20 protein-coding genes and 1 rRNA gene are annotated in these 22,951 nt (G+C 65.5%); 3 read left to right on the top strand and 18 right to left on the bottom strand.

Translation table 11 applies throughout. From position 1 onward, the window contains the following. Nucleotides 1-98: 98 nt before the first annotated feature. Nucleotides 99-1,940, bottom strand: coding sequence for an ABC transporter ATP-binding protein (locus JDV76_RS05260; RefSeq protein WP_198735844.1), 1,842 nt, complete (start codon nt 1,938-1,940; stop codon nt 99-101). Then, nucleotides 1,937-3,655, bottom strand: a complete 1,719-nt coding sequence (locus JDV76_RS05255; RefSeq protein WP_198735843.1) for an ABC transporter transmembrane domain-containing protein — start codon at nt 3,653-3,655, stop codon at nt 1,937-1,939. The genes JDV76_RS05260 and JDV76_RS05255 overlap by 4 nt, the downstream gene beginning before the upstream one ends. Before the next feature lie 213 nt (nt 3,656-3,868). Here JDV76_RS05255 and JDV76_RS05250 point away from each other — a divergent pair, with 213 nt between their 5' ends. Together JDV76_RS05250 and JDV76_RS05245 are read left to right on the top strand one after the other, a co-directional pair. Continuing rightward, the gene (locus JDV76_RS05250) at nt 3,869-5,350 is read left to right on the top strand and encodes a peptide MFS transporter (RefSeq protein ID WP_198735842.1); all 1,482 of its coding nucleotides are present in this window, start codon (nt 3,869-3,871) and stop codon (nt 5,348-5,350) included. Between the two features lie 115 nt (nt 5,351-5,465). After that, complete coding sequence (locus tag JDV76_RS05245; protein WP_198735841.1) at nt 5,466-5,945, top strand: hypothetical protein; 480 nt, start codon at nt 5,466-5,468, stop codon at nt 5,943-5,945. Here JDV76_RS05245 and scpB read toward each other — a convergent pair. Beyond that, the gene (scpB, locus tag JDV76_RS05240) at nt 5,939-6,502 is read right to left on the bottom strand and encodes an SMC-Scp complex subunit ScpB (protein ID WP_248141005.1); all 564 of its coding nucleotides are present in this window, start codon (nt 6,500-6,502) and stop codon (nt 5,939-5,941) included. The two genes, JDV76_RS05245 and scpB, sit on opposite strands and share 7 nt — an antisense overlap. A gap of 30 nt (nt 6,503-6,532) precedes the next feature. Next, the gene (locus JDV76_RS05235) at nt 6,533-7,360 is read right to left on the bottom strand and encodes a sulfurtransferase (protein ID WP_198735840.1); all 828 of its coding nucleotides are present in this window, start codon (nt 7,358-7,360) and stop codon (nt 6,533-6,535) included. Between the two features lie 251 nt (nt 7,361-7,611). Between JDV76_RS05235 and JDV76_RS05230 the strand changes: the two genes are divergently transcribed. Further along, nucleotides 7,612-8,760: an AAA family ATPase gene (locus tag JDV76_RS05230; RefSeq protein WP_198735839.1), complete on the top strand. Its 1,149-nt coding sequence runs from the start codon at nt 7,612-7,614 to the stop codon at nt 8,758-8,760. A gap of 14 nt (nt 8,761-8,774) precedes the next feature. Here JDV76_RS05230 and JDV76_RS05225 read toward each other — a convergent pair whose 3' ends face one another. From JDV76_RS05225 to rrf, 14 genes are all read right to left on the bottom strand, one after another. Next, a complete protein-coding gene (locus JDV76_RS05225) occupies nt 8,775-9,608 on the bottom strand; it encodes a segregation and condensation protein A (RefSeq protein ID WP_248140996.1) in 834 nt (277 codons plus the stop codon). A 2-nt stretch (nt 9,609-9,610) separates the two neighbouring features. Then, nucleotides 9,611-10,483, bottom strand: coding sequence for a ParA family protein (locus JDV76_RS05220; RefSeq protein WP_198736405.1), 873 nt, complete (start codon nt 10,481-10,483; stop codon nt 9,611-9,613). Between the two features lie 193 nt (nt 10,484-10,676). After that, on the bottom strand, nt 10,677-11,615 hold the full coding sequence (locus tag JDV76_RS05215; protein WP_198735838.1) for a tyrosine recombinase: 939 nt from the start codon (nt 11,613-11,615) through the stop codon (nt 10,677-10,679). Next, nucleotides 11,612-12,274, bottom strand: a complete 663-nt coding sequence (locus JDV76_RS05210; protein WP_336244244.1) for an NUDIX hydrolase — start codon at nt 12,272-12,274, stop codon at nt 11,612-11,614. The genes JDV76_RS05215 and JDV76_RS05210 overlap by 4 nt, the downstream gene beginning before the upstream one ends. A gap of 12 nt (nt 12,275-12,286) precedes the next feature. Continuing rightward, nucleotides 12,287-13,948, bottom strand: a complete 1,662-nt coding sequence (locus JDV76_RS05205; protein WP_232958922.1) for a CTP synthase — start codon at nt 13,946-13,948, stop codon at nt 12,287-12,289. 253 nt (nt 13,949-14,201) lie between these two features. Beyond that, nucleotides 14,202-15,227 carry a copper transporter gene (locus JDV76_RS05200; protein WP_198735837.1) on the bottom strand — a complete coding sequence of 342 codons (1,026 nt, stop codon included), beginning with the start codon at nt 15,225-15,227 and terminating at the stop codon, nt 14,202-14,204. A 51-nt stretch (nt 15,228-15,278) separates the two neighbouring features. Next, nucleotides 15,279-16,463 carry a putative cytokinetic ring protein SteA gene (gene steA, locus JDV76_RS05195; RefSeq protein WP_198735836.1) on the bottom strand — a complete coding sequence of 395 codons (1,185 nt, stop codon included), beginning with the start codon at nt 16,461-16,463 and terminating at the stop codon, nt 15,279-15,281. Between the two features lie 85 nt (nt 16,464-16,548). Continuing rightward, nucleotides 16,549-18,279, bottom strand: a complete 1,731-nt coding sequence (gene recN / locus JDV76_RS05190; protein WP_198735835.1) for a DNA repair protein RecN — start codon at nt 18,277-18,279, stop codon at nt 16,549-16,551. A 61-nt stretch (nt 18,280-18,340) separates the two neighbouring features. Further along, the gene (locus JDV76_RS05185) at nt 18,341-19,276 is read right to left on the bottom strand and encodes an NAD kinase (protein WP_198735834.1); all 936 of its coding nucleotides are present in this window, start codon (nt 19,274-19,276) and stop codon (nt 18,341-18,343) included. Beyond that, nucleotides 19,273-20,109: a TlyA family RNA methyltransferase gene (locus JDV76_RS05180; RefSeq protein ID WP_198735833.1), complete on the bottom strand. Its 837-nt coding sequence runs from the start codon at nt 20,107-20,109 to the stop codon at nt 19,273-19,275. The genes JDV76_RS05185 and JDV76_RS05180 overlap by 4 nt, the downstream gene beginning before the upstream one ends. Before the next feature lie 68 nt (nt 20,110-20,177). Further along, a complete protein-coding gene (locus tag JDV76_RS05175; protein ID WP_198735832.1) occupies nt 20,178-20,369 on the bottom strand; it encodes a hypothetical protein in 192 nt (63 codons plus the stop codon). 2 nt (nt 20,370-20,371) lie between these two features. After that, nucleotides 20,372-21,355 carry an HAD-IIA family hydrolase gene (locus JDV76_RS05170; protein WP_198735831.1) on the bottom strand — a complete coding sequence of 328 codons (984 nt, stop codon included), beginning with the start codon at nt 21,353-21,355 and terminating at the stop codon, nt 20,372-20,374. Between the two features lie 93 nt (nt 21,356-21,448). Then, complete coding sequence (locus JDV76_RS05165; protein WP_198735830.1) at nt 21,449-22,630, bottom strand: hypothetical protein; 1,182 nt, start codon at nt 22,628-22,630, stop codon at nt 21,449-21,451. A 209-nt stretch (nt 22,631-22,839) separates the two neighbouring features. After that, nucleotides 22,840-22,951: ribosomal RNA gene (rrf, locus tag JDV76_RS05160) — 5S ribosomal RNA — on the bottom strand; the annotation flags it as partial.

Here is a 22,951-nt window from a genome sequence, read left to right as displayed (position 1 = left end):
AGTTACCCGGGCCCGGTCGCCCACAGACCGGAGCGGCAGTGAGAAGCACGGGCACTCACCACACCAGAGGGGTCGGAGTCGACTCTGTTCCGGCGCCGTCACCGTCCGCGGGACCACGCGGCCCAGAGATCCGCGTAGGCTCCTTCCTGTTCCACGAGCTTCCGGTGCGTCCCACGCTCCACGATCCGTCCGGATTCCATCAACCAGATCTCATCCGCCCGTACCGCTTGATCGAGACGGTGCGCGATGACCACCGCGGTCCGGCCACGGACGACATTCCACGCAGCTTCCTCCAGGGCGGTCGATCCCCCGGCGCCGGCTTCTGCGGTGGCCTCGTCGAGTACCACCACCGGAGGGTCGACGAGGAGGACCCGGGCCAGTGCGACTTGCTGGGCCTCCACCGGATCGAGGACCTGTCCCCGTTCCCCAACAACGGTGTCCAGGCCCTCGGGGAGAGCTGCCACCCAATCGCCGGCGCCGACCCGCCGCAACGCGTCGATGAGCGCGTCGTCATCCGCATCGGGGCGAGCCAGCAGGAGATCTTCTCTCAGCGTCCCGGCGAAGACGTGCGCACCCTGGGCGATGAGACACACGGATCGTGCGCGCTGCCCGGGTGTGAGCGTCGATGCATCCGTTCCGCCGATGAGGACCCGTCCCGAGTTCACCGGCCGACAGCCTGCAATCAGGGCGCCGAGTGTCGATTTTCCGGCGCCGGAAGCCCCGACCAGCGCGGTGACCGCTCCCGGCGCGACCTCAGCGGTGAGGTCATCGAGTACCGTCCGACCGCCCGGATAACTGAAGGTGAGATGTTCCACTCGCAACCCCGGTGCAGAGCCCGGCGGCAACCCGGGAGCGTCGACGATCTCCGCGGGACGGCTGTCCGGTTCGACAATCACGCCAACCACCCTGCGGAGCGACGCGGCGGCGGAAGCCAGAGGATCGATGAGGATGACGAGCATCCCGATCGGCTGGAAGAGCCTGAGGAAGTAGAGGGTCGCTGTGGTCACCACGCCGACGCTCACCTCACCGCGTTCGACCAGGAACCAACCGATCACCAGAACCCCGGACATTCCCATGTATTCGGCAAGGTTGACCCCGCCGAACAGTCGGTTGATCAGGATCCGGATCCAGACGCCCAGCTCCACCGCACGCCAGGAATGGTCACCGATCCCGACCCGGCGGGACGACTGCAGGTTAAATGCGCGCACGGTCCGCAGGCCGCGGAGGCTCGCGAGGATCCCGGACGCCCGTTGCGCCATCTCCATGCGCTGACACAGGTAAGCGTCGGGGGCGTACCTCCGGTACCTGTGGACGAACACTGCGTAGACGGGGAGGAGGAACACCGCCACGCTGAGAAACCTCCAATCCAGGAGGGCCATTCCAACGACGGTCACGAGCACAGCGAAACCACCGATCGCGAGTGACGCCAACGACTGGTTGACCGCCCGGGTCATCTCCGCGACGTCATCGGTCGTCCGGGAGACCAGATCCCCGACCCCAACCTCCTCGATGCGCTCCGCAGGCATCCCGATTCCACCGGCTATGACACGTTCCCGCAGGGAGGCGATGACACGTTCTACAGTTCCGGCCATGAGCACGTAACCGAATCCGGTTATCAGTGCCATTGCTGCCACGGCCGTCGCCATGGTGCCTGCCGTCCACCAGACGGCGGTGGTACCCGTGTGGCCGAGCAGCGGGCGACCATCGCGGACGAGGTCGACCAGTCCACCCATGAGCCGGGGGGTCACGAGTCCCAGTGCGGATCCCGTGATGAGTAGGACGAGCGACGCACCGAAGCGGACGAGATGCGGTTGAAGTTCCGCGATCAGTGTGCTGCGGACCTGGGCTCCGGTGGCTACGTGTAGCGCGTCGGCGGCCGCGGAGACGTCCGGCCGATGTTGATGGGTACACGGGGTCGCTGCGTTGTTCGAGTGGGTCACGACGCCGCCCCGTTCTCGGCGGTCGCAGAACCGATGACCTGATCAGCTGCTGCCCGCCAGGCCGGGGACCCGGTAAACACGACCGTTGTCCGCCCGCTACGGAGAGTACGGACGCGCTCGACGATGCGGGCTTCGGTGACCGAATCCACCGCGGTAGTCGGATTGTCCAGGACGAGAATGTCCGCATCGGCGGCGAGGGAACGGGCCAGGGCCACTCGCTGACACTGTCCCCCGGAGAGTCTGTCACCGGCATCCCCGGCCAGTGTGTCGAGTCCCTCCGGGGAGGCAATGATGTCGTCAAGTCCCGCCGCTAGTGCGGCCGAATCAACGCTGACCGCCGCCCGTGTCCCCGGGGCGGAGACTGCCAGGGCTGCGCCCTCGGCGATGTTGCCCGCGACGGTGCCCTCAAATACCTGCGCCCGGTGCGGTGCGACAAGGATGCGGGAGCGAACGGCGTCGACGTCCAGATCCGCGAGGTCGGTTCCCCCGATCCTGATCATCCCGGGTTCCGCGGGCACCGTCATCGCGAGTGCATCGGTGATGCGGGCGACGTCTGTGGCAGGCAGATCGAACACGGACAGCGCACCGGGTTCAACGGCCAGGGCGGCACCGTGCACGGAGAGGTCAAGGGTCATGGTGCTGTCGTGGGCCGGCGCGGCTCTGCCGGTGTCATCGAAGACCGTCGGGGACTGAAGGACCCCCAGAACTCGGTCAGCGCTTCCTTTTCCGGTCGCCCAGAGGACCGCCCCAAAGTCCCCGACGAAGTTCAGGGGTTCGGTGACGAGCTGGGCGAGTCCGATGACGGTGATCATCTGACCGAGGGTGATGCGTCCGGTGACCGCGAGCAGGGCACCCGCCACCGCGATTGCGGCGATGAGTAGTCCCCCGGTGATCCGCATCGCCCCGGTGAGGACCGCGTTGGAGTTCACGGACCGCAGTGTCGCGGACAACGCGCGCCGCGAGAGCCTCCGGTATCGGGTCTCCGCGGCGTGGTCGGCACCGAGGCCTTTGATCACCCGGACTCCCTGCATCATGTCCGCAGCGGTTCCGGCGGCCTCCGCTGCGGCTTGTTGCTGTTTCCGGAACCGAGAGGCCAAGGGCCCACCGACCTTCTCCGCGACGAAGACCACGATCAGCGCCCCGAGGATTGTCGCGACGCCGAGCGGCCAGTAGATGCGCAGCAGGATGCCTGCGCCAAAGATGAGGCCGACCATCTGCCCCACGGGATAAAGCAGCGCCTGCGTGCTCATTGCAACCTGGCGCGCGTCGGTGGCGGCGATGGCGAGCAGCTCCCCCGGAAGTCTGGGCTGACCCCCGAGCCCACGGGGGTCGAGCATCCGGTCGGTCAGTCGCATGCGGAGTCCGTGTTCGACGTAGTTCATGGAGATCCAGCCGAGCCGGGACGCATACCTGTAGGCGGTGGACAGCATGAGGAAGTCGAGAGCAAGGAGTATGAGCAGTAGGACGAAAGTACGGCCGTCACCTGCGGCGATACCGTGGTCGATGGCCAGGCCGACGATGACCGGTACTCCCATCTCACCGATCTGGTGTGTAGCGGACAAGAGCAGAGCCGGCACCATGAGTCGCGGATGTGCGGTCATCGATCGCCACAGCAGCTGCCTGGGGGTCGTCCCTGGGTCGACGCGCGGGGCATCCGGTGACTCTGCGCGGGCCCTGACGGTGATTCCGCGGGGGATGTCGTCTGTCGCTGTCATTCACCCTCCTCCGCGGGAACGTATTCTCAACTGTCCCAGGGTAAGGCGCGGCTCACCTTCCCGTCACATCAAAGCTGTCCATCCACCCCTCCCGGGGACTTCGCACCACCTTTTCAGAGTCGCTTTCCGCTCAACCCTCTGTCATTAACGGGGGTAACCGTTCGGCGTGATCCCGTTTGCTCAGAACACATGGACCCGCCGATAATCCTCCTCATGACGACTTTTGAACAGCGTTCAGCGACGTTTTCGACAGATCCCCCGGCCCCCGGTCGGGGGCGGGTCCTGATCTCCGTCGCCGGTGTCGAGATGTGGGAGCGGTTCTCCTTCTACGGGATGCAGGCAATCATGCTGTACTACCTCTACTACTCCGCCACCGACGGTGGTCTCGGGATCGATCGCACGGACGCCACTGCACTGATGGGCGCATACGGCTCCCTGGTCTACCTGTGCACACTGGGCGGCGGCTGGGTCGCAGACAGGCTGACCGGCGCAGAGACGACCCTCCTCGGCGGTGCTCTCATCCTCGTCGCAGGTCATCTGATCCTCGCCCTGGTGCCCGGGGTCCCGGGCGTCACCGCCGGGCTCCTCGCAGTCGCTGTCGGATCCGGGGCATTGAAGGCCTCCGCGATCACGGTCCTCGGTATTGCATTTTCCGATGACGACGGCAAACGCGATGCAGGATTCCAGATCTTCTACCTCGGAATTAATATCGGTGCCCTCCTGGGGCCGCTGCTCACCGGCTGGCTGCAAACCGCACGGGGTTTCCACTACGGATTCGGCGCGGCCGCCGTCCTCATGCTCGTGGGACTCGCGAACTACCTGTTCACCCGGTCCCGGCGCATCGCGGCCGGCCCCACCGATCCACTGCCCGCATCGTCCCGGCCGCGGCTCATCGCCATTGCCGTGGGCGCAATCGCCGTTGTCACCGTCGCGGTTGCTACCGGCTGGCTGAACGCCGGATCTGCCGCCAACGTGTTCCTCACGCTCACCCTCGGCGCCGCCGGATTGTTGTTCGCACACATGCTCCGCGACGGTTCGCTCAACGAGGTGGAACGACGCAAGGTCACGGCATTCATCCCGGTGTTTCTCGCATCCACGGCTTTCTGGGCCGTCCTGAACCAGACCTACGGTGTGTTAGCCGTGTACTCGGACATCCGCCTCGACCGAACGGTCGAGATGTTCGGATCCGTACACGAGGTACCGGCCTCCTGGACGCAGTCTCTCAATCCGGCGTACATTCTCATCCTGTCCGGCCCGGCGGCACTGCTCTGGGCCACGCTGGGCGACCGGATCGGCTCCGCGACGAAGATGGCCGTGGGGGTCATCATCTCCGGCTGCGGGCTGCTCGTGCTCCTCCCCTTCACAGGAGGCGGGCCGGGCAGTACACCGTTCCTCGCGCTCGCTGCGGCCGTCCTCGTGATCACCTGCGGGGAGTTGCTCGTCGGACCGGTGGGAATGTCCACCACGACCGCGTTGGCGCCCGCGAGCTACGGGACGCGGTTCTCCGCGCTCTACTTCCTCACCATGGCTGCGGGAACCGCAGCGGCGGGCGTCATTTCCAGACTCTATAACCCGGATGATGCGGCCGCTGAGCGGATCTATTTCACCGGTTGCGGACTCACCGTCATCGTAATCGGCGCGATGGTGCTCGCCCTTGGACGGAGGATAAACCGGCTCGCCCACGCGGGCACCTGACACCGGTTCTCAGTGAACCGACGATCCTCACGAATACGATCGCGAAGGAGGATAATGGGCTGAACCGCTGTCCAACCACCGGAAGCTGGATGGCAATGGCAAAAGGAGGACCTCCGTGTCACGTCGCCCGATCGTCCAATCGACCTCGGTATTCCTGGCGATCACACTCGTCGCCGCCGGGCTCAGCAGCGGGGCGTGCGACTTCGGCCGCGATCCCCTGTTGAAGACCCTGGAGGCGCATCCGGACGACGTCGTACCGGCCAGGCTCTATGACTCCGGGGCCACGGGAATGGCGGTCATCTGTCCCTACCAGCCCCGGGCGGCCGTCGACGAGGTGCTCGGTGGCGTTCCTCACAGGGACATCCCGGAGGCCGGGCTCCTCGATGATTCCAACGCGATCGGGATCGTCAAGCCATCCGGGCGCACGATCATCAAGAGATTCGGCCGCTCCAAGGTCGATCTCTGCAGCCGACCGGTGGATCTGAAACTCTATCCCGGGGGCACCCGGGCTACGTTCGAGGACCGTGGCGGCACCTTCACTCTCGTTGCCCTCGATCCGGAGAATACGGAGGACCTTGATCCCACTGGTCAGTAGTCCTCGTCGATGGAGTCGACGTCGGGAAGCAGCGGCGCCAGGTCCGGCAGCCGTTCGAGACTGTCGATGCCGAGCAGATCGAGCAGGAGCTCGGTGGTGACGTAGCGGTGGGCTCCCGTGGTCTCGTCGCTATCGACCTCGCGGATGAGGCCGCGGAGCTGCAGTGTCCGCATCACACCGTCGACGTTGACGCCGCGGACGGCCGACACCTGCGCGCGGGTCACCGGTTGACGGTAGGCGACGACCGCGAGTGTCTCGAGGGCCGCGCGGCTGAGTCGTGACTGACTTCCGTCGAGAATCAGCTTCTCGACGACACCGGCGTTGGCGGGGCGGGTGTAGAGGCGCCACCCCTCGGAGCTCGAACGGAGATCGAAACCACTGCCCCGGGCGTCGAATTCGGTACGGATTTCCTCAAGTACCTCCGTCACGAGGTTCGTCTCCGCGCCGAGCACGCTGGCTAGGGTGTCTGCGCCGACGGGGGTGTCGATGACGAGGAGAATGGACTCGATCTGGGACCGCAACGCGGTCACCGGTGCCGGGGAACCTGTTTCACTCACCCCGGACACTCTACCGATGCCGGGAGTACATCAGGGACCCACCGGCTGGCCGGCCTCCGGACTACCCCATTCGGACCAGGATCCGTCATACACGGTGACATCCTTATAGCCCGCACATTCCGCAGCGAGGGCATCCACGCACGCCGTGACACCGGAGCCGCAGGTGAAGGTGAGTCGGCGGGCGTCACCCACCGTCTGTCGGAACAGATCGGCCAGTTCCTCCGGCGCACGCATGTGACCGTTGGAGAGGACCCTGGTAAACGGGATATTCACGCTCCCGGGTATGTGACCGGGTTTCAGGCCTGGCCGGGGTTCTGCTTCGACGCCGGCGAAACGGCCCGCGCTTCGGGCGTCGACGACCTCCCAGGCGCTCCGGGCGAGTGCCCGGGATACTCCAGACATGCCGACCAGGAGTTCCGGGTGCCCAACCGCGGTTATCGTTCCCCGGATCGTGGGCGATGCCACGGGTTCAACCTCAAGCCCAGCACCGATCCACGCCGGGAGACCGCCGTCCAGTACCGCGACGTTGTCGAGACCCGCGACCTTCGCGAGCCACCACACCCGGGGTGCGCACATGATGCCGAAACGGTCGTAGACGACGACCGCCGTGCCATCGGAGATTCCCCGGGTCTCGAACAGTGCACGGACATCCGAGGGAGCGGTGTGCGGGAGCGGTGAATCGGGGGCGGAAAAATCGCCGTCCAGATCAGCGAGCAGGGCGCCCGGTACACCCACCGAGCTCTTCTCCGGGTTCCCCATGGACGCACACAGGACAACAAGGTCCGCGTCCCGATTGTGGAGCTGGTTGGACAACCAATTGACGGAGACCACGGGACCGGGAACTGTGACGGAGAGCATAATAAGAGACTACGGGACTGGCCCACCCGCAAAAAACACCCGAAAAGGGGTGCGCAAGTGAGGCGGGGTATGACACAGCTGGAGTTCCTATCCCTGGAGAACGGGGCCGGGTGGTGACCACAGCCGTTCCATGGGCCACCCCACGGACCTGGTTGGGGTGGACTGGCCTATTATCGGCAACCACGGAGTTGTTTTTAACAGATTTAACAAGAGGACGCACTGGCGGTGTACCACCGGACAGAGGAGGAACCGTGCCCGATCCAGCCGTGAGAAACCCCTTCACCCCGACCTTCGGCAGCTCCCCAGAACTCCTCGTCGGACGAGACGATATCCTCAATGCCTTCGCCCGCGGACTCGATGAGGGACCCGGATCACCGACGCGTGCACTGCTGCTGTCCGGCCAGCGCGGCGTCGGCAAGACCGCATTGCTCAACGCGATTGAGGACCGGGCACAGACGCTTGGCTGGCTGGCCATCGCGGAGACCGCGTTGGAGGGGCTGATCGACAGGCTCGTCACCGACCATCTGCCGGCGCTTCTCCGGAACCACGATCCCCGGTCGGTGACCAGGCACCTCGACGGTGTGACCGCCCCGGGCGGGATCGGTGGGGCCAGCTTCACCGTCCGGGACCGGCACCCGGGAACCCCGTCGCTGCGCTCCCAACTCACGGACCTCACCGAAATCCTCGCACCCCACCGGACCGGCGTACTGCTGACGGTGGACGAGGTGTGGCCGGGCTCCGCCAGGGAGCTCCGCGAGTTGGCCACGGTGATCCAGCACCTGTTCCGGGAGGCACGTCCCGTCGCCGTCGTGATGGCGGGTCTACCCGAGAACGTCGACACGCTGCTCAACGGCGAGGCCATCACTTTCCTGCGACGGGCGCACCACGCGATTCTCGGGGCCGTCACGAGAGCTGAGGCCCGCGCTGCCCTCGACGTACCCGTGGCCGCGGTAGGACGGCGATTCACCTCCGACGCCCTCGACTCCGCAGTCGACGCGACCCGTGGTTACCCCTATATGATCCAGCTGATCGGATACCACGCCTTCGCGGTACACGGGGAAGACGTCATCGACCTCGATGCCGTCACGACGGCCCGGAGCAGGGCAATCGGTGAGGTCGGGCGCATGGTGCACCGCCCCGCCCTCCGGCTGTTGTCAGCGAAGGAGCTGGAGTTCGTCCGTGCTATGGCCATTGACGACGGGCCGAGCCACACCAGCGACATCGCCGCGCGAATGGACCGGTCCCCCGCCTACGTCGGTCAGTACCGGCGGAGACTACTAGCCAAACACATCATCTCCGCGCCCGCGCACGGATTCGTCGATCTACCGATGCCAGGAATGCGCGACTACCTGCGACTCGACCCGGAAACCACCGAGGCGAGATACACCGGCTTCTGGTGAGGCACCGCGTCTGCTCACTCCCAGTTGTCGGCCGCCACCACCCGGGGGTCGACCTCGATCCCGGTCCAAGCGATGCGCAGCTCCCCCAGCGCCTCCTCTTGCTCGATCCCGATGGCCTGTGCCTTGTACAACTCCAGCAACGCAAGGAACCGCCCGACCACCTCCATGGAGACAGTGCAGTCTCGGGTCAGCGTCGCGAAGGTGAGCCAATGCTCCACCCCGGCGAGACGCAGTGTGTCAAGCATCCGCCCGGCCTGCTCCGGAACCGATACCGCCGCCTTGTGGATGTGATCGGTGCCGACGAGCTCCGGGGCCTTGGGCCGGAAGACCCCGGCCGCTAGCTCAGCGAAGCTCACCGGAGTGTGCCCAAGCTTCACGGGTGGCAGAAGGTCCGCGAACCGCTTCTCCAGACTGGCGGCGCGGGGATACCGTCTCAGCGCTCCGCGCTGCCAGGTGGCGAAGAGCTCCGCAACCTTCTTGTAGGCGCGGTACTGGAGCAGTCGCGCGAACAGGAGGTCGCGGGATTCGAGCAGGGCGAGATCATCCTCGCTATCCACCTCACCACGGGGCAGCAGCCGCGCGGTCTTCAGATCCAGGAGCGTCGCAGCGACGACGAGGAACTCGGTGATCTCGTCGAGTTCAGCGGTCTCTCCGAGTGCTCGCGTGTAGGCGATGAACTCATCGGTGACCCGCGAGAGACTTACTTCCGTGACGTCGAGCTTCTTCTGCCCGATCAGCTGCAGCAACAGGTCGAACGGTCCGGTGAAATTTGCGAGTGCGACCCGGAAACCGGTGATTTCGGGTTGCTCACCCAGGTCCGCCGGGGTCGCGTGGATCCGTTGGCCCACGGTCAGTCGGCAGTCCGCTCGATGACCTCGCGGGCGAGGTTCCGGTACTGGTCCGCGCCCTGGGAGTTAGGCGCCCAGGTTATAATGGGTTCTCCCGCGACCGAGGTCTCCGGGAAACGTACAGTCCTGGTGATCACGGTATCGAACACCTGTTGGCCAAACACCTCCACGACCCGCGACATGACCTCGCGAGCGTGGCTCGTGCGGCGGTCGAACATCGTGACCAGAATCCCGACCACCTCAAGGTCGAAGTTGAGTCGGTCCCGGACCTTTTCGACGGTATCGGTAAGAAGGGCCAGACCACGCAGTGAGAAATAAGCGCACTCCATGGGAATGATCACGCCGTGGGAACACGCGAGCGCATTGACTGTCAACAGACCGAGAGACGGCTGACAGTCGATGATGATGTAGTCGTAGTCACGCATGACGGGGCGCAGAGCACGGGCGAGGGTCTGTTCGCGGCCGACCTCGTTGACCAGCTGGATCTCCGCGGCAGAGAGGTCGATGTTGGCGGGGACAAGGTCAAGACCGGGAACATTGGTACGGTGGATCGCATTGAGGACCGACGTGGAACTGTCAACCATCAGGTTATAGACGGTCAGATCGAGCTCATCATGGGGGATACCGAGACCCGCCGACAGTGCACCCTGCGGGTCGAGATCCACAAGAAGAACTTTGCGCCCCTCCTCAGCGAGACAGGCACCGAGGTTGATGGTGGATGTAGTTTTTCCCACGCCGCCCTTCTGGTTACACATGGAGAGGATCGTCGCGGGCCCGTGCCTGTCCAACGGCGCGGGTTCTGCGGGCTCGCGGAGGGGGCGCCCGGTCAGACCCACCTGGGGTCCCGGTGAATCGAACAGTGCCGAATCACTCACAGTCAATCCCTCTTCCTTGTCGTCTCGCACATCTAGCCAGACACCCAGCCACGCCGCCGGGGGCATCGCCACCGGAACTCATTCTCTTACACCAGTGTGGTTCCAGATTACATGGTCATCGGTGAACGTCCGGACGACACCGCCGAATGGCCGATTTACGCCGATAAACAAGTTTGAAACCTTGACTTTACTATTATGCCCGTGGGTGAGCGCTGGCCCACACCTGCCGCAAGTTCTCCGGTGTCACGTGGGTGTAAATCTGCGTGGTCGTCACGGAAGCGTGCCCGAGCAGCTCCTGGACGACGCGGATGTTAGCTCCGCCCTGCAATAGATGGGTGGCGTAGGAGTGGCGGAGCGTGTGCGGAGATATGTCCATCCCCAGCCCCGCACGGTCCGCGACCTCCCTGATGATCCGCCAGGCACTCTGCCTGCTCAGTGGACCACCGCGTCGGTTGAGCAGCAGAGCGTGAGTCTTTCCCCGGGACATTGCGGGCCTACCTCGAATAAGCCACTCCTCAACCGCCCGGATCGCCGGACCTCCCACCGGGACTATGCGCTGGATGTCTCCCTTGCCGGTGAGCACCAACATGGTCATAGAACCGTCCTCGGTCGGCCGGGGTGCATCATCGACGAGGAGGGCGGTGATCTCGGAGATTCGGGCACCCGTGCCGTAGAGCAGTTCCAGGAGAGCTCTGTCCCGGAGATCGGCGGGACGGGCGTGTTCACCGCACGGAACAGCGTCGATGAGGGATCCGACCTGCTCGACGGTGAGGGCGTCGGGTAGCCGTTCGTCGACGGAAGGAGGTTGTACCTGACTGGCCACGTCCAGTTCGAGTTTCCCCTCCGCGACACCGAATCTGTGGAGACCCCGGGCCACGACGAGTGCCCGTGCCGCTGACGACGCCGCCAATGCCCTCCGCCCCGTGTCCGGGTCCGCCGTACGCAGGTAGGCGAGGTAACGCTCGATGTCCGTTTCGCGCACATAGCGGAGATCGTCGAGTCCGACCGCATCGAGCCAACCGAGGTAGCGGCGAAGATCGCGCCGGTAGTTCGATTCGGTGTTCGATGATACGCCCCGTTCCACCACCAGATGATCGAGCCAGGTCTCGGCCAGCTCCCGGGGATCCGTCACAACCGTTTGAGATCCGTGCCCGGTGCACGGCCCACTCCCCGACGTCGCGGGAGCGACGTCGGACGGAGCCGGAACGGTTCGTCGACGCTCCTGGGCGTGCTACGCCCCGCGATAACATCGAGTCCCACCATGATCCCGGCGACGGCGATCGAGTTGACGATCTGTCCCGAAACCACCATCCGGTGGACCTCCCCGGGATCGAACCAGGTGAGAATCATGTCGGATTCCTCATCGTCGGGCGTCTCCGGCCGTTCGACCTCGGAGAGGTCGCGGGCGAGGTACACCCGCACGGCTTCTTCGCAGAAGCCCGGGGAACTGACCACATCGGTGAGCAGATCCCACCGACCGGCACGGAGTCCGGCTTCCTCCGTCAGCTCCCGGATGGCGCACTGCAGCGGATCCTCGTCCGACAGGTCGAGCAGTCCCGCCGGTAGTTCCCAGAGCCGGTCCCGGACGCAGTGCCGGTACTGGCGGACCAGCGCGATCCGCTCCCCGTCGAAGGCGAGCACCGCGACCGCACCGAAGTGCTCGACGATCTCCCTGGCGGAGACACTCCCGCCGGGCATGGTTACCTGGTCGCGGCGGACCGCGATGATCGGGGCATCGAGGAGCAGCTCCGATTCAGTGACGGTGAACTCGTGCGAACCCGGTTCGGTCACGGGTAGGCCCTCCTAACGGTCGGCGTGACGTTCCACCGCTGCGGCCACGAGTGCGGCGAACAGCGGGTGCGGGCGCGTCGGACGGGACTTGTATTCCGGGTGCGCCTGCGTAGCCACGAGGAACGGGTGCACGTCCCGCTGGTATTCGACGAACTCGACCAGCTTGCCGTCCGGGGATGTTCCGGAGAACACGAGCCCCGAGCCCTCGGCGATCCGGTCGCGGTAGGCGTTGTTCACCTCGTAGCGGTGGCGGTGCCGCTCAGACACTTCGGTCGTTCCGTAGGTCTCGGCGACGACCGAGCCCTCCGCCAGGACAGCCGGGTATGCTCCCAGACGCATCGTGCCCCCCAGATCCCCTTTACCGGAGACGGCGTCGTGCTGATCGGCCATCGTGGCGATGACGGGCGCGGGGGTCTCGGGGTCGAACTCCGAGGAAGACGCATCCTCGATTCCGGCGGCTCGGGCCGCCTCGATGACGGTGCACTGCAGACCGAGGCACAATCCGAGGAGCGGGATGTTGTTCTCCCGGCAGTACCGTATCGCGCCGATCTTCCCCTCGATGCCACGGATACCGAAGCCGCCCGGTACGACAACACCGTCGACGTCCGCGAGCACCCGGGCGGCTCCCTCGGTCGTCGCACAGTCGTCGCTGGGCACCCAGCGGATCCTGGTCCGGACGTTATTCCCGAAACCGCCGGCCCGGATGGCCTCGGTGACGGAGAGATAGGCGTCGGGCAGGTCAATGTACTTACCGACCAGGGCGATGGTGACCTCGCCAGAGGGATTGTGGACGCGCTCCAGCAATCCACCCCACACGGTCCAGTCGACATCACGGAACGGGAGACCGAGTCGGCGGATCAGGAAGGAGTCGAGGTGCTCGCGGTGCAGGACCTTCGGGATGTTGTAAATCGAGGGTGCATCAGCGCAGGAGATGACGCCTTCCTCATCAACGTCGCACATGAGCGCGATCTTCGATTTCAGGGCATCCGGTACCTCCCGGTCGCAGCGGAGCACCAGGGCATCTGGGACGATGCCAATGGAGCGTAGCGCGGCGACGGAGTGCTGGGTGGGCTTGGTCTTCAGCTCTCCCGACGGTGCAAGGTAGGGCACGAGGGAGACGTGGATGAAGAAGATGTTTTCCCGCCCGACATCGTGGCGAGCCTGGCGTGCGGCCTCGAGGAACGGCTGCGATTCGATGTCTCCGACGGTTCCACCGATCTCGGTGATGACGATGTCGGGGCGGACGCCATCGGCATCGGGCTCGCCCATCTCAAGGACACGGCGCTTGATCTCATCGGTGATGTGCGGAATGACCTGGACGGTGTGCCCCAGAAACTCACCACGACGCTCGCGGGCGATCACGGTCGAGTACACCTGACCGGTGGTGACATTCGCGTTCGAACCGAGGTTCCGGTCGAGGAAACGTTCGTAGTGGCCGAGGTCGAGGTCGGTTTCAGCGCCATCCTCCGTCACGAAGACCTCGCCGTGCTCGAAGGGGTTCATGGTGCCCGGATCGACGTTGAGGTACGGATCAAGCTTCTGCATGGTCACCTTCAGGCCCCGTGCGGTGAGCAACTGCCCGAGGCTGGAGGCCGTCAGGCCCTTGCCCAGCGAGGATGCGACACCGCCGGTGACGAAGATGTACTTGGTATCAATGCCACGCGTATGCGACAAAAGGGGCTCCCGGGGTTGTAGGTCGATCCCGGCCTATTTGCCGGAGGGGATCGAGGTGTGCGGACTGCCCCACCCGAGGACTCGCAATCAACCGGTTCGTCCGCCTACCCCACGAACGTGGAGCGGACCCGAAAAGGAGGAAACCCCAGGTGGTGCTGAAGGTTAACGGCATAGTAACCCACGGGTCTTCAGTCTAACACAGCCAACTTCCGCTTCCCGGACGCCGCTAGTCTGCTCGTTGGTCCGGAGCGGGCTAGTCCCCACCGGGTGCATCCGCAGTCGGGACCTCCGGGTTCGGGGGCGCGTCGGCGGGGCGCTCCGGTTCCCGGACGGGGCCGGTGGGTTTGGCCGGCGCAGCGGCCTCAGCCGAGGCCGCGGATCCGTAGGAGCCGGACTCCCCCTCACGTTCGTAGCGTGCCGCGAGCACCGTCGCCATGCGACCGTAGGCACGGTCGATGGAGTCCACCGTGGAGACATGGGCATTGGCATCCGCGTTGGCCCGGAGCACGCCGATGGCCCCGGTGTCCGCCGCCGCGTGCACCCGGCCTGCGAGGACGACACCGCGACCCCGGGTATCGAGGGCGGTCGCGAAGGTCGCGAGGTTCTTCGCCGAGAACCGGTCGCCGGAGCCGTCATCGTCGCCGGTGACGATGACGATGATGTCGGCAGGCTGGATCGTTCCCTGCGCAAAGATGAGGAATCCGCCCTCGGAGAGGGCGTTCAGAAGGAGGTTGCGTTCCCCAGCGTCGGCCTGCGGTTCGCCGGTCGCGGTGTCCTTGAACAGGGCCGACCCAAGCGCCTCACCGGAGTGGGTGCCGGGGTCGAGCCGGTCGAGGGAGAGTTGTGCACCCGCCGGGAGCGTGGAGGTGACGATCGTCTTGAGACCGTCCGCCCCCTCCTGGTTCAGGAACTTCTCCGTCAGCTGCACGGTTCCGGCATCAACCGCACCAGCTTTCCCGAGGAGCCAGGCGATGTTCTCGATGTCCTCCTGCTCCGCGTCCGGTGTGGTCATCAACAGAATCGACTGGCCGGCCAGTACCCCTTCCACGGTCTCCTCCGCGACACTTGCGACGACCGCATCCGCGGTATCCGCCTGGGCCGCGCCAATCTCGGCGTCGAGGCGCGCCTCCTTGAGTTGCGCGGGCGTGATCGACTCCGTCCCTGAATCGCCTTCCGGGAGGATGGGTGCCAGCACACAGGCTCCCAAAGCTACGCCGCCCGCGATGCCGAAGAAGATGCCCGCCAGCGGTCCGAAGCGGCGCTGTGATGTGTGGGCCATGGGTGAGAACTCCTGATCAGATGTGGTGAGGGGGTCGGTGTCGGAAAACTGTTAACGGAACCAACTCTGAACGGTCAGCGCCAGATTGTTCCAGGTGTCGATGAGATTCTCCGTGAAACCGCCGTCCCCGGAGGTACCTGCGATGACGAGGACCACGGCGACCGCGACGAGGAAACCGAGCAGGGTCCAGAGCCACGCCAGATTCACGCGGCCGCCGACGTTGTAGAGCTCCTCGACTGTGTCCCCGTCGATCAATCTGCTGCCGAGCTTCGCTCTGGTGAGCAAGGCCGAGGGCGTCGCCTCGGGCCCCCCGACGAAGATCGTGTGAAGATCCAGGGGGGATCCGGCGTTCACGATAAGGGAAGCACCGTGGTAATCGGCCAGCAGCAGCGCCAGGTCAGTGGCAGACTTGCTGGCGGCGGGGAAAGTCATCGCCCCGATACCGAGGTCCTGGATTCGCTCCAGCCCCACCGCGTGTCCGTCGGGATCCGCGGGGAGCACGACACGAGCTCCACTGCGTAACGCCTCCGAACCGATACCGGACGGGTCGCCGACAACGAGGTCCGGCGTGTACTTCGCGTCGACCAGGGCATCCGCCGCAGAATCAACGCCGATGAGCACGGGATCGTACTCGCGGATGAAGTTCTGCAGCCGCTTCAGCTGTTCCCGGTGGTCTGGACCGGGTGAAAGGACCAGGACCTTCCTGTTGGCGATCTCGACTCCGGTTTCGGGGACACCGAGGCCGTCGATCAACAGCGGCGCCTCCGAGTGTATGAACTGGATGGTGTTCCCGAAGAACGCCTCCATGTGGTCAACGAGGGACCCCTGTGCCTCAGTGAAAGCCTTCTCTGCCTCGGGCGGTGAGAGGACCCTGCCCGCACAGATCAGCGTGTCACCCTGGTACAGCTCACCGTCGTCGGTGAGCACTCCCTTGCGACCATCCTTGAGATGACGCCAGACCTCCGCCCCCACCCCGTCGACCAGGGTGATCCCAGCATCAAGCATCATCTGCGGACCGAAGTTCGGTACGGCACCAGTGGTGAACTCGGCGACGTTGATGACGGCAACGGGATTGGCGTCGATCAACCGCTGGGCGAAAGCCCGGTTAATATCCGGCGCATCAATCACCGCGATGTCACCGGCGGAAAGGCGTTTGAGGCCCTTACCGCGGCGGGTGCACTCGCGGAGGGTACCGCGCAGGCCGGGGAGATCTACGGTGCGGGAGAACAGACTCATGTCGCTATTGTGCAACCAGGCAGGCTCCACGTGGTGGAGACTCGCGGAACAGCGGTGCAGGATATCCAACCCGACTGCCTCTCCGTCAGCGGAATTCGGCGCGGACCTTCACAGCGGTGTCGAGCAGTTCCCGGGCGTGTGCCCGGCCGGTCGCAGTGTCATCGAGCCCGGCGAGCATGCGCGAAATCTCCTCGACCCGCCTATCGGCATCCAGCACCTCGACCCCGGAGGTCACGGATGCGTCCCCCACCTGCTTCGCGACGTGGAGGTGGGTGTCCGCGAATGCCGCAACCTGCGGCAGGTGAGTGACCACGATCACCTGGTTGTCCACTGCCAACCGCGCGAGTCGGCGCCCGATCTCAACCGCAGCCCGCCCCCCGACCCCGGCGTCAACCTCGTCAAACACGAGGGTCGCCCCGCTGGTTCCGGCTGCGAGAATGACCTCTAGCGCGAGCATGACGCGCGACAGCTCTCCACCGGAGGCAGTCGTGGCCAGGGCCCGGGCCTCCGTGTCCGGAGTTGCGGCGAGGAGGAACTCGATATCATCCGCGCCATCTGCACCCGGGGCCACTTGGCGGAGAGCAACCTCGAAGCGGGACTTCGCCATCGCGAGTCCATGCAGCTCCGCGGTCACCTCACTTCCCAGCCGTTCCGCGGCGGCAGCGCGGGCCGACGTCAGCTTCTTCGCGGTGGACTGCATCATCTTCTCGGCCTCCACCGTCTCGGACTGGAGTTTCTCGACCGCCTCGCTAGAGACGTCAATGGCGGCAAGCTTGCGGCGAGCCTTGTCCCGCCACGCGAGAACCCCATCGATGTCCGCAGCGTATTTCCTGGTCAGCTGCTTCAACTGCTGTTGACGCTGCAGCATTTGTTCGAGGGCGTCAGGGTCGGCGGGGAGACTGGACAGAAATCCGCCGAGTTCCGCGGAGATCTCCCCCAGCTGCGCGGTCATCTCCCCCAGCCGCACGGCGATCGCCGTGAGAACGGGATCATCAGAATCCGCCAGCGCTGACTGGGCTGCACCGAGTAGGTCAGAGGCACCCGAAGTGTCCGCTGCCCCGTCGAAACCACCGAGCGCCTCGGGACCGTCGACTGCGACGACGGCGGCGGTCGCCTGTTCCCGCAGTCCGTCGACGTCCTGGAGCCGACGGATCTGTTCCTTCAGGTCCGTGTCCTCGCCCGGGGCGGGATCCACGTCGTCGATCTCCCCGATCGCGAACTGGAGGCGATCCACCTCCTGTGCGAGCTCACGCCGCCGCGTCGTCCGTTCCCTGAGGTCCTTGGCCTTGTCGCGCCACGACCGCCAGGCACGACGATAGTCCGCGAGCAGTGGCGCTATCTGAGGGTCGAACCTGTCGAGAGCGGCCAACTGGCGTTCCGGGGATAGCAACCGCAGCTGATCGTTCTGCCCGTGAATCGTGAGCAGATCCGCAGTGAAGTCCGCGAGGGTAGCTGCGGGCACCGATCGACCCCCGAGATGCGCCCGAGAACGGCCCGTTGCGTTCACCGTCCGGGAGGCGATGTACTCGCCGTTCTCGTCGGCGGTACCGCCTGCGGCGTCAACGAGTTCAGTGACCGTTCGCGCGGTCTCCGCGGGCAGCTGATCGACGAGGAACCGGCCTTCGACCACAGCCTGCGCGGCGCCCGTCCGGACCCTCGAGGCATCGGCCCGGCCACCACACAGCAACCGGAGTCCGGAGACCACCATGGTTTTGCCGGCGCCGGTCTCCCCGGTCAGGACAGTGAGCCCACCGTCGAGTTCGGTGGTGGCGATGGGGATGACACCGAGGTTCTCGATCGTGATCTCTGCAAGCATGCCACCACGATACAGCAACTGTTAGAACACGCGTGCTAGAGGCGTAGCGGGCGGTGAGACGTCAGACGGCCTCGCATCGCTGGTGCTGTGTGGGGTCGGGCCCCCGCCATCCTTCCACGGGAAGCCGGAACTTCGTGACGAGACGGTCGGTGAAGGTCGACTCGTCAAGCCGGACCCAACGGACCGGGTGACGTCCACGCTCCACCTCTATCCGGGAACCGGGCGGCATGGGGAGTTCGCGGAAACCGTCCATGATCGCGACCGCCGCAGAGGTATCTGAGTTCGACTCCACCGCGACGATCGACGAGGGGCTGACCACCAGGGGCTTGGCGAACAGCGCGTGGGCGTTGTTCGGGACCACGAGGATGGCGTCCAGTTCGGGCCAGAGCACCGGCCCCCCAGCGGAGAAAGCGTATGCCGTGGATCCGGTCGGTGTGGAGATGAGCATGCCGTCGCACCCGAAGGTGGTGACCGGGCGACCGTCCACCTCGAGGGTCGCGTCGAGAACTCCGGAACGGTTGAGGTTCTCGACGCTGACCTCGTTTAGCGCCCAGGCGGTACCGACCTTTTGCTGGTCCGGTCCCAGAACGGTGACGTCGAGGGTCATCCGATCCTCGATCCGGTAGTCCTGCTCGATGACGCGGGTGATGGCCAGTTCGAGAGAATCGGACTCCCACTCGGCGAGAAATCCGACATGCCCGAGGTTGATCCCGAGGACAGGGAGGTCATTCATGTGCGCGATGTCGGCGGCCCGGAGGAACGTGCCGTCGCCACCGAGAACCAGGACGAGTTCGACACCATCCGCGGCCTCCGCGCCGTGCGCGTAGCGGGGGAACCGTCCGAGGACGGGGTGTTCGACCAGGACGGTCGGGTCGCTGGGGGTGAGCACGCGGACTCGGATGCCCGCGGCGTCGAGGAGCTCCGCCGCATCAGCGGTGGCCTGCAGGTTAGCTCTGCGCCCTACGTGCGGAACAAGTAGTACCTCGCGGTCGGTCATTTCGGCCCTTCCTCCACTGCTCGTTCCACCATCTTCCGGATGTCATCGTCCCCGTGGTCCGGACACACCTCACCGTCGGTGGCGGGCCCATTGACGAGCCACAGAAAGTACTCTACGTTGCCGGATGGTCCGGGGAGCGGGGACGCAACTACTCCCCGGAAACCCATCCCGAGATCCCGGGCGAAGCGGGCAATGCCGCAGGTGACCTCAGCCCTGAGTTCGGGACTGCGCACCACACCACCGGATCCGAGTCTGTCCTTACCGACCTCGAACTGGGGTTTCACCATGGGAAGCAGATCTGCGCCAGGGATCAGGCACTCGCGGATGACGGGGAGGACGAGCCGCAGAGAGATGAACGACAGGTCACCCACCATCGCGTCGCAGCGTCCCCCGAGTATCTCCGGGGTGATCCCACGGATGTTCGTCCGGTCGAGGACCTTGACCCGAGGATCGTTCTGGAGTCGCCAGATCAACTGTCCGTACCCGACGTCGACAGCGACGACCTCTGCCGCCCCGCGGCGCAGACAGACATCAGTGAAACCACCCGTCGAGGCACCCGCGTCAAGGACACGCCGCCCGGACAGGGAGAGTCCATCCGCTGCGAACGCGTCGAGAGCCCCGAGCAGCTTGTGTGCCCCCCTCGACGCGTACGTGTCTTCCTCAGCTTCGGAAACCCGAATTGAGACATCCGGGTTGACCACGGTGGCCGGTTTGACCGCGAGGATTCCCCCCACCTCCACTCTCTTCCCTCGGATCATCTCCACAGCGTGTTCACGAGACCTCGCGATCTTGCGGCGGACGAGTTCGGCGTCGAGACGCCGGCGGGCGACCATCAAGAGACTCCTCGGTGTTCGGTGACGTGCATAACGGGTGATGGGGTGGCGGGACGGAACCACTGTGACTACTGCAGCGCATCGTGCAGGATCTGATGTGCCCTGGTGAGTTGATCAGCCTCCTCGGCCAGCGTGGCAGGCGCCTCGCCCAGGACAGCGTCCAGACTCGTCGCGAGTTGTTCCGGGGTCATCCGTGATGCCCCGGGATCACCGGGCAGCGGACCGCCCAGCCGCGGTCCCGGTTTCGGGTGTCCGGGCATCGTCACCACCACTGTTCGAGCACGCGCCGCGCATCGACACCGATCCCGGTGACCTCGCCGAACGTGGTTCCCGTGGACCAGGCCACGGCAGCGGCGGTCCGGAGCGCCTGAATAGCGGTCGAATTGGGGCTTCCGCCGCTGATGCACAAAACGTCACCATCCATGGACGCTGTGAAGCCCCCCTGTGCCCCGGGACGGAGAGTATCGGTGGCTTCACTGAAGATGTCCAGGGTGTCGGAGATGAGGGTCGGGCGGTGGGGCCCGGGTGCTCTGAGCACGTCATGGTATCCGCTTACCCCAGTGAGAACGCAGAGGGTGTCCATTCCGGCGGCGACCCCGCCCGCGATGTCGGTGTCCAGTCGGTCGCCGACAGCCAGTGGCGCGCTGCACCCGAGAGTCCGGGCCGCAGAATGGAACATCGCCGGTTCTGGCTTTCCCGCGGAGATCGGGGAAACACCCGTAGCGGAGACTACCGCCGCGACCATCGAGCCGTTCCCGACGTGCAGGCCGCGCTCCTTCGGCAGCGTGGTGTCCAGGTTGCTCGCGAGATACAGGGCCCCTTTCCGGATGGCGAGTGCAGCCTCGGAGAGCTGTCTCCACCCGGTGTCGGGGTTGTGCCCGTGCAGGACGGCGACGGGATCGTCGTCGGCCGTGTCGGTAACAGTGAAGCCTGCGTCCGCAGCCAGTGTCCGGAAGGAATCGGTGCCGAGAACAAGAACCGTCGAACCGGTGGGGATCCGGTCTGTGGCGAGCTGGATAGCCGCCAGGGCGGAGGTCATGATGTTCTCCGGGCGTGTTTCCAGGCCGAGGGAATTAAGTTGTTCCGCCACATCCCGGGGAGCGCGGGAGGCGTTGTTGGTGACGTAGATGGCGGGGAGTCCGGATCCGCTGACGGCCGGGACGGCACCCGGTATCGCGGCCCCACCCTGGTAGATCGTTCCGTCGAGGTCGAGGAGAAGTGCATCGTAATCTGAGGCCACAGTCATGGTCCATCAGTGTACCGAGGGGCCATCGGAGCGCATCCGGTGCCCCGGTGAACAGTGTGTCACCGGCCCGTGGCAGGTACCCCGGTTCGGGCGTCAGCCAAGTTCGCCGAGCCGCTCGTCAGTGTCGAGCATCTCCTCGGTGTCGGCTTTCTTCGCGTTGGTGAACCACTCGCGAGCTTCCTCTCTGCGTCCTGCGGCGGCGAGTGCATCCGCGTACGCGTAGAACAGCCGGGCGGCCGACGCCCCGGTCCGGGCGGGATTCAGATCCTCACGCTGGAGTTCGATGACTGCGGCATCGACATCGCCCATGTCTTTCCGCGCACCGGCGATGACGATTGCGAACTCGGTTTTCGATTCCGGATCGAGGGCATCGACATCCTCGTTTCTGGACATCTCAATGGCCCGCTCGGGGCGACCGAGCCCCCGTTCGCAGTCCGCCATGACCGCGAGGAGACCCGGCCCTCCGCTCATCCGGCGTGCGGCGCGAAGTTCGGCGAGGGCTTCTTTCCACTGGCCCGCGTGATAGGCGGCGATGCCGCAGGTTTCCCGGACCACCGCGACGCGGCCCGCCCGATCCTTGGCGGCCCGGGCGTGCCGGAGGGCGAGTTCGGGGTCGTCCGCCATGAGGGTGGCGGACATGACCATGTGCCTGCCGACGGCCTCGGCGTTGTCTTTCGACAGCGACCGGAGATCCTGCCGGACCGACGGATCCAGGTCTTGTGCGGTGATGTCATCCGGGAGTTCCGGTTCCGCCATGCGGGCTTTGATCCGTTCCTCCCGGAAACCGGCCCGCTGTGGCCCCGCCCGGAATTCATCGTCACGGCGACCGGCACCGGCCCGCTGTGCGTGCCCACGGCCAGCGTTGTTGTTGCGTCCACCGCGGCGTTGATCATCACCACGGTTCCCCGCCGGTCGGCGTTCACCACTGCGAGGTGCGCCACCGTCACGAGAAGCACCCCTGTCGTAACCGCCACGGCGGTCTTCGGTGTCCTGGGCACCATAAGTCCGCTCACCAGATTTACTGGCGCGCCGGCGGTCACCCTGGTTCCTGTCCTCGGCAGAGGCCGAGCGTCCGTGGTAACCGTCACGCTTCGTCCGATCACCGTCGGTGCTGAATCCACCGGTCTTGCGGTCGTAGGTGGCCTTCGGGCGGTCACCTGAATCCGAGCGTCCGCCGCGGGATCCGCGGGAGCTCTGGGCGCGACCGGAGGACGGACGGTTGTCGCCCCGACCCCGGCCCGAGTAACGGTTGTCGTTGGAATTGTGTTCAGCCATGACACATGCCCTTCCGGGATCATCGGGTTTAAAACGATATAAACAGCGACCGCACGGTGAGTGTGTGCGGTAACCGGAACAGTTCATGTTACCGCGCCTCATCTCCGGGCTGGTACACACAAAAAGCGTGAACCATGATCGTGACCGTGACCCCCTGAGGGCATCATGGTCGGATCATGGTCCACGCTTCGTAGAATGTGAAGTTATAGTATCGGCGGTGTCCTACTCTCCCACACGCTCCCGCATGCAGTACCATCGGCGCTGGAGGGCTTAGCTTCCGGGTTCGGAAAGGGACCGGGCGTTTCCCCACCGCTAAAACCA

Origin of the sequence: Corynebacterium marambiense (assembly GCF_016342275.1) — a bacterium.
GTDB lineage: Bacteria > Actinomycetota > Actinomycetes > Mycobacteriales > Mycobacteriaceae > Corynebacterium > Corynebacterium marambiense.
Note: the sequence above shows the minus strand (reverse complement) of the source record. Positions and strands in the feature narration are given on the sequence as shown.

Coding starts and splice junctions, on each gene's coding strand:
- JDV76_RS05175 (WP_198735832.1), bottom strand. CDS start 20,369: ATGCCCGGACACCCGAAACCGGGACCGCGGCTGGGCGGTCCGCTGCCC.
- JDV76_RS05255 (WP_198735843.1), bottom strand. CDS start 3,655: ATGACAGCGACAGACGACATCCCCCGCGGAATCACCGTCAGGGCCCGC.
- JDV76_RS05185 (WP_198735834.1), bottom strand. CDS start 19,276: ATGACCGACCGCGAGGTACTACTTGTTCCGCACGTAGGGCGCAGAGCT.
- recN (WP_198735835.1), bottom strand. CDS start 18,279: ATGCTTGCAGAGATCACGATCGAGAACCTCGGTGTCATCCCCATCGCC.
- JDV76_RS05250 (WP_198735842.1), top strand. CDS start 3,869: ATGACGACTTTTGAACAGCGTTCAGCGACGTTTTCGACAGATCCCCCG.
- JDV76_RS05200 (WP_198735837.1), bottom strand. CDS start 15,227: ATGGCCCACACATCACAGCGCCGCTTCGGACCGCTGGCGGGCATCTTC.
- steA (WP_198735836.1), bottom strand. CDS start 16,463: ATGAGTCTGTTCTCCCGCACCGTAGATCTCCCCGGCCTGCGCGGTACC.
- JDV76_RS05235 (WP_198735840.1), bottom strand. CDS start 7,360: ATGCTCTCCGTCACAGTTCCCGGTCCCGTGGTCTCCGTCAATTGGTTG.
- JDV76_RS05180 (WP_198735833.1), bottom strand. CDS start 20,109: ATGGTCGCCCGCCGGCGTCTCGACGCCGAACTCGTCCGCCGCAAGATC.
- JDV76_RS05165 (WP_198735830.1), bottom strand. CDS start 22,630: ATGGCTGAACACAATTCCAACGACAACCGTTACTCGGGCCGGGGTCGG.
- JDV76_RS05170 (WP_198735831.1), bottom strand. CDS start 21,355: ATGACTGTGGCCTCAGATTACGATGCACTTCTCCTCGACCTCGACGGA.